A 5,634-nucleotide genomic window follows, 5' to 3' on the forward strand; every position below is an offset into this window, starting at 1 on the left:
GTGAGCCGGCTGGCTCGCAAAGAGGGTGGGTCAATATTCGATGGAAATCGCGGGTCAGGATTCCATGGAAATCAACATTCTCTATTTCTACTCCTTGTTGAGCAGGCAATCAGGCTTGATACATTCGACACCGGGCCCACACCCCGTCGAGCAATCGAGCTCCAGATGGCACCTTCCGAGAAAGCCGTGCGTGCAAAAGACTGACATCCAACTTCCTGCCGACGATCCCATCGATCTGTGGGACCTCACCCGGCTCATCGCCAAGTCCATCTGCCCCAGCATGCGAGAGGCCGAAGACTATGCCTGGCTCCAGCAAAAGGTTGTAAAGCTGCCAACCTCGGAACTCGAGATCCAATCCGACATGACCGCGGCGGAACGCGCGGAGCTTCTTCGAATCTTGCCGGGCTTGCCACCGCACGCTGGCCTATCAGCGAAGAATCGTGAAGTATTGATGGATGCGTATCTGAAGCACCCCGATCGCCCCCCCTGGAAGCCAGTGTTCGTGAGCGAAGAAGCGATCGCAGCCAATAGCCTCCAGATTCTCGAGATTCAGGAAAAACACCGCCTCGCCCTGCAAGAGGAAATCGCAGCCGGCAAGATCGTTGCGTTTGATCACCACCACGTCAGCGCAAACAGCGCGGGAAAGAACATCTTCATTCGCCGCGAAGACGCTTTGAAGTACCTCAAGGCACGCAAATTTCGGATAACTGAAGATTCGGATGCCTTTTCACTCTCCTCGAAACGGCTAGCGAGGGCCCCGGTTGCAGAACGAGCCATATCACTGACAACACCTTCCGCCAATCGCCAACTTGAACCACGGGAAGCCGACTCCGTAAAAGTCCTCGAACGCACTTCAGCGTCTGCGCCCCCCCTTGCGCCGGCTGAACGCATCGGCACGCTTGTGCCCTCCCTTTCGCCCATAGTGAAACCAGCCTCGCACCAAGACAGCAAGACTCGTTCGTCGGTTAGAAAAGGTACAGAAGCGCAGGTCGAGCCGGAGCGGAAAACCCCCACCACGGTGATCCTGCGCCGTTCTCAAGTCGAAGCCCGGACCTCGTTGTCACGCTCGGCAATCTACGACCGTCTCGACCCTAACTCCCCACGCTACGATCCAACTTTCCCCAAACAGGTGAAGCTCGGCAGCACAAGTGTGGGATGGCTCGAAAGCGAAATCGAAACGTGGCTGACGACGCGGACACGCGCAACTCGACATTGAGCCTCTGACAGGCACCCGCTAACCTTCGCGCTTCTGCCTTCCAGCCAATCGAGCGCACCGTCAACATCAGGCTTTTCTTGCTTTGCCTTGCATTGCCTCAAAAAGCGCTAGCGGTTCTTGTCCTCGTCCGAAACATTTCCCACCTTTCTTGTGGAAGGCCCAAAAGTCGGCCTGGGTGATGTGTCGCTCTACTTCATTCATCAATCTGCTGGGCTCGCTCTCTCGCGCGTCGTCTTCATGGAATTGGCCACCCCCCTGTTGCCGATAGCGCGCTGAATGGGAGTTGTAGTGGCGGCCCCGCCCCTGGGTGATCACCTTCCTCCACTGCTCTTCCAGCAGCGGTAAAACAGAATGATCAACCTCTTTGATCAAGCCGTTCACGAGGTACAGTACCCGAAAGTGATAGCCGGACATCAGTCCATACTCACGCCAATACAGATGCCCCGCCACTGGAAATCTATCGCGCATGAAGCGATCGAGTTTCGCCAAATGCGCCTTTGCTTGCGGCAAGCCTATCGGCGACTCCAACAATCGCCCATCCTCCGTCATCTGCATACAGTAGTTCAGATTGAGGCGAATCGAAAACAAGTCCGGGTACAGCGCAAAAATTTTGTCGACGTACCTCCGTGAAGAATAAGTCCGACCCCGCATGCGTGTGCGCCACTTATCTAACGCTTGCTGAACCTTGGCATCCAGTCCCTTCGCTCGTAAGATCTTGACGACTTTTCTGAGCCTGGAAGCCAATTTGAGTGCTGCATCTCCTGAGAAGACATTCCACCAAAGAAGTGACGCACGCACGCGCCTGAGCTTCGTGACGACGATGCACATCAACTCAAAATAGGGATTGAAGCTATGTCCCGGAAAAAGTCGTCGCACTTCATCTGGATCAAAATCAAATGCTTTGACAAGGCAAGATGCCTGCTCCGTCGACAGATCAATTATCTTTTCAGTCCATTGCACACGAATTCCACCATTTCGAAAGCTTCGATCCTTCAGGAAGCTAACTTCTTCCGTTGATTCAACGATCGACTTGACTGCAGTAGAAACTAGCTTGATCTTGAGAAGTACATCGTCTTCATCACTCAGCATCTGTCGCGTGGCAAGTTGTTCGTCAAGCGGATCCAAACTCACGAACGACAGTCTCGGCACAAAAGGAAGCTCCCAGAGCTTTTCCTCATAGGCCTTAAATCTAGCAGCCCCCCTCATAGTCGAAGCGGGCCTAAAGTGGCCAGCGATGTCTCGCCCCCCGAAAACTCTAGCTGACAGCTCGAGATCACTCTTCTCCTCTGGCTAGGATTGAGTGGTTCAGACTTTTTGGTGTATTTTCCCACTAGATGATCTCCTAGTCATGGCGGGACTATTTCTTCTTAGAGATATAGAAGCCACTTGCACAGGGCGAACTTTCTCGCAAGGGCGAACTTCAAGGGAAAGACAGGGAAATCGAATGAAGCTAAGCCGCCGCCAATTGCAACTCATATAGTCATGTGCTCTGAAAATATCTTTCGCCTGAGAGAACGCAAACACATTCCTCCACTTTCTACTTCTTGCGAAACTCATGGTGCCCTCTCGCGAAAGAGGAGCCGGCATCTTAGTGGAGGCCAGCCATACCGCTCGAGCTCGTCCTGCGCGAGCCACTTCTGCAGTCGATCACACATTCGCAGACGCATTGCACAAACGTGAAGTGAGTCCGTTGCTCCCGCTCGCGGCATTCTTCTGTCGAAAATCGCATGTATCTCTCCAATGAAAAATCGATGCCACAGAGAGACACTTGTGCAACAAATCAGCCGAAATTGGCATGGTTTCTGCAAAATTCAATCTATTTTTTCTGTCGAGATAGATACTGTAGTCAAATTTTTCGAACATTGGCACGAGAATATCTTGCGGCATCAGTATCATCGCTTCGCAAGACGTCCACACCGAGCCACTGTCAGCACGAGCTCGGTTGGCTTGCAACAAGGAAAAGGGTGAGCGAGCGCAACTCTCCCTTGCATCAGGGTGAGTCCGGTCAATCGAGAGGAAAGTCGATGTACGCGCCTGAAAAATTTGAGCCCTGCCCCATCCACGCATATGGGACCTGCCTGTCCTCGGTGATCACTGAGCACAGTCAGAATACAAAAATCCCAGTTGAGATGGTTGCTCCCATTGCGTTGGCAGCGATGGCCAGCGCGGCGCAAAACCTCTACAACATTCGGCGGCCTGGAATGTCTCCCAGTCCGATCTCCTTAAATGTGATTCTGATCGCAGGGTCAGGGGAGGGCAAGGATGCGTCTGCCTCTCCATTGCTGCGCCCCTTTCACGATTTCGATCGGAAAACTGCATCCGAATTTCGCTCAGCCAAAGTCAATCTTGCCGTCGAAAAGAAGATGTGGGATATGAAAAGAAAAGACTTGGAAGCCAAGTATCAGAAGAAACTTGGCAACCAGAGGGTGGCCGACAGGGCGAAGCGTGACTTCGAAAATCTATACCGTTCGCAACCGAGGCTTGCAACGGTTCCAAAACTCATTTTTAGTGATGCAACCCCGACTGCCGTAAAGCAATCCTTGTGCTTGCGCTGGCCATCGTCCCTACTTTATTCCATGGAGGCAAGCGGATTTTTCAAGGGGAGTTTGATGCGAGACATGACTTTTTGGAATGACCTCTGGGGAGGCGCCCCGATTTATCTCGATAGAGCGAATACCAAAGAGCATGTTTCGGTTTCGGCACCGCGGATGTCAATGATCTTAGGCATTCAGCCTGGGATGCTTGAACGTTTCATGGACCGTCGAGGCCGGGAAGCCGAAGAAAGTGGTTTGATCAATCGCTTTCTCTGGACGAGTCCTCCCCCATCGTCAGGCTATCGAACTCTCGACGAAAACCCTAAAACAACGGTACATCTGTCGACTTATTCCGAACGATGCACCGAACTGCTCGAAGAGAGCGCCAGCCTTTCTAGGGGAATCGATGACGAGCGATGCGCGCTAGATTTTTCCAAGAATGCGCAAAAACTCTTTCGCGATGCATTCAACGATGCACAGTTTGACATGCGGCCCGACGGCCGATACCAGCACATGGACGGCTTCGCCGCGAAACTAACGGAGCAAGCATCGCGGATTTCGGCTGTGCTACATGTAGCTGACGGATTTGATGGCTCGATTACTGATGAAACACTCAATCGCGCAATCGAGATTGTGCGGTGGCACGCACGTCAGTACCATCGCCTTGTGTCCTCAGCAAGCTTGCGGGAGCGTCTTACTAGGGACGCACATCACTTGCATGGACGTTTCTATGATCTTGCGCAGCAAGGGCAGTTTTTGGTCACACTTAAGGATCTTCAGTTCCTTTTTCTCGAGGAGGATTGGAAACGTCTTCGTATTGAGCGCGCCTTGAAAATCTTGATTGACTTTAGTCACGTGGTTGAGCATCCGGTAGGTCGCACAAAGTACTACCGCTTGCGGGGAAATCCTTCACCTGCACCCGAAGGCAGCGCTGCCAAAACACCGAAAGATCTATTCAAGGCTCAGCTGGTTAAGAAGTCTCTCGACAGCCTGGAGTAGGATCTTGGCAGGCTTGATTTCTAGATCAGATCACGATCTCACGAAGTATCGATCATGCTCTTAGCCCCTCCCATGGAATGATCGACTCTAAGCGCTGCTCCCCCAAGAAAGCAGGCAGCCACCACCCTGATGTTCTCACCGACTAGACGTTGGAAGCCTTCTGCACCCAAGAGGAAAGACAGTCAATCAAAAGGCAGGACAAATTTTCGCTGTCGCAGCACTCCCGAAATTCGGATACATTCTGAGACTTTCATGAATGTCTATTCGTTTTTTGGAGCAAGATTTCGGGATTTCGTATGAAGAATGAACAACTGAAAGCGCTAGCTGCAGAAGTGCTCGAGTTCGAGGCAGCGCTCGCAAAGAAGCAAGCAGCGCTGCTCCAGGCACGTCAGGATGCACTCCATGGCATCGTCGAGGGATTCAGGGCCGAGCTGAAGGACAACGAGTTTTTACTTGAGGACGCGCTCAAGCTATTGCAGCCCTTGGAATCACGCAAGGCAAAGAGCAAGCGTCAAGTCTCGCCCGCTTCTAACGAGCCAGAAACTGCCCGGCCTCTCTATAAAGAGCCTGGTGGCCCAGGAAGGTGGCATGGCTTTGGTAGACCACCCAAGTGGATAACCGACTTCGAAACCGCAGGGAAGAACCGCGAGGAACTCAGGGTCCTGGATTGAGGACGACGGACCTCCGGACCATGCCTTCCCAAATCACGGCAGCGAACACCGTGGAGATGGCAATCAGTCCGGGAAATGCTCATCCCGATCCCAAGGCCCCCAAAAGCCAAGCCCCCGATACGCTGAATGAGTGGCAGCTGTTGATTTCCATGGAATCCTGACCCGCGATTTCCATCGAATATTGACCCACCCTCTTTGCGAGCCAGCCGGCTCA

General features: G+C 52.9%; 5 protein-coding genes. 4 read left to right on the plus strand and 1 reads right to left on the minus strand.

The window, feature by feature from the left end; translation table 11 throughout:
• Positions 1-64 precede the first annotated feature (64 nt).
• Positions 65-1,216 (plus strand): helix-turn-helix transcriptional regulator, encoded by a 1,152-nt coding sequence (locus tag AC07Y4_RS32520; protein WP_495275669.1) that lies wholly within the window; start codon positions 65-67, stop codon positions 1,214-1,216.
• Between the two features lie 66 nt (positions 1,217-1,282).
• Here AC07Y4_RS32520 and AC07Y4_RS32525 read toward each other — a convergent pair whose 3' ends face one another.
• Positions 1,283-2,347, minus strand: coding sequence for a hypothetical protein (locus tag AC07Y4_RS32525; RefSeq protein ID WP_159274358.1), 1,065 nt, complete (start codon positions 2,345-2,347; stop codon positions 1,283-1,285).
• Between the two features lie 833 nt (positions 2,348-3,180).
• On the opposite strand from AC07Y4_RS32525, the gene AC07Y4_RS32530 reads away from it, so the two are divergent.
• The 3 genes from AC07Y4_RS32530 to AC07Y4_RS32540 all read left to right on the plus strand — a co-directional run bounded on the left by AC07Y4_RS32530 (position 3,181) and on the right by AC07Y4_RS32540 (position 5,581).
• The gene (locus AC07Y4_RS32530) at positions 3,181-4,749 is read left to right on the plus strand and encodes a YfjI family protein (RefSeq protein WP_159274357.1); all 1,569 of its coding nucleotides are present in this window, start codon (positions 3,181-3,183) and stop codon (positions 4,747-4,749) included.
• 296 nt (positions 4,750-5,045) lie between these two features.
• Complete coding sequence (locus AC07Y4_RS32535) at positions 5,046-5,420, plus strand: H-NS family nucleoid-associated regulatory protein (RefSeq protein ID WP_082322135.1); 375 nt, start codon at positions 5,046-5,048, stop codon at positions 5,418-5,420.
• A 20-nt stretch (positions 5,421-5,440) separates the two neighbouring features.
• The gene (locus AC07Y4_RS32540) at positions 5,441-5,581 is read left to right on the plus strand and encodes a hypothetical protein (RefSeq protein WP_495275670.1); all 141 of its coding nucleotides are present in this window, start codon (positions 5,441-5,443) and stop codon (positions 5,579-5,581) included.
• The last annotated feature ends 53 nt before the right edge of the window (positions 5,582-5,634 follow it).

The organism is Variovorax sp. GW460-12-1-14-LB1 (genome assembly GCF_059423605.1).

Coding starts and splice junctions, on each gene's coding strand:
- AC07Y4_RS32520 (WP_495275669.1), top strand. CDS start 65: ATGGAAATCAACATTCTCTATTTCTACTCCTTGTTGAGCAGGCAATCA.
- AC07Y4_RS32535 (WP_082322135.1), top strand. CDS start 5,046: ATGAAGAATGAACAACTGAAAGCGCTAGCTGCAGAAGTGCTCGAGTTC.
- AC07Y4_RS32540 (WP_495275670.1), top strand. CDS start 5,441: ATGCCTTCCCAAATCACGGCAGCGAACACCGTGGAGATGGCAATCAGT.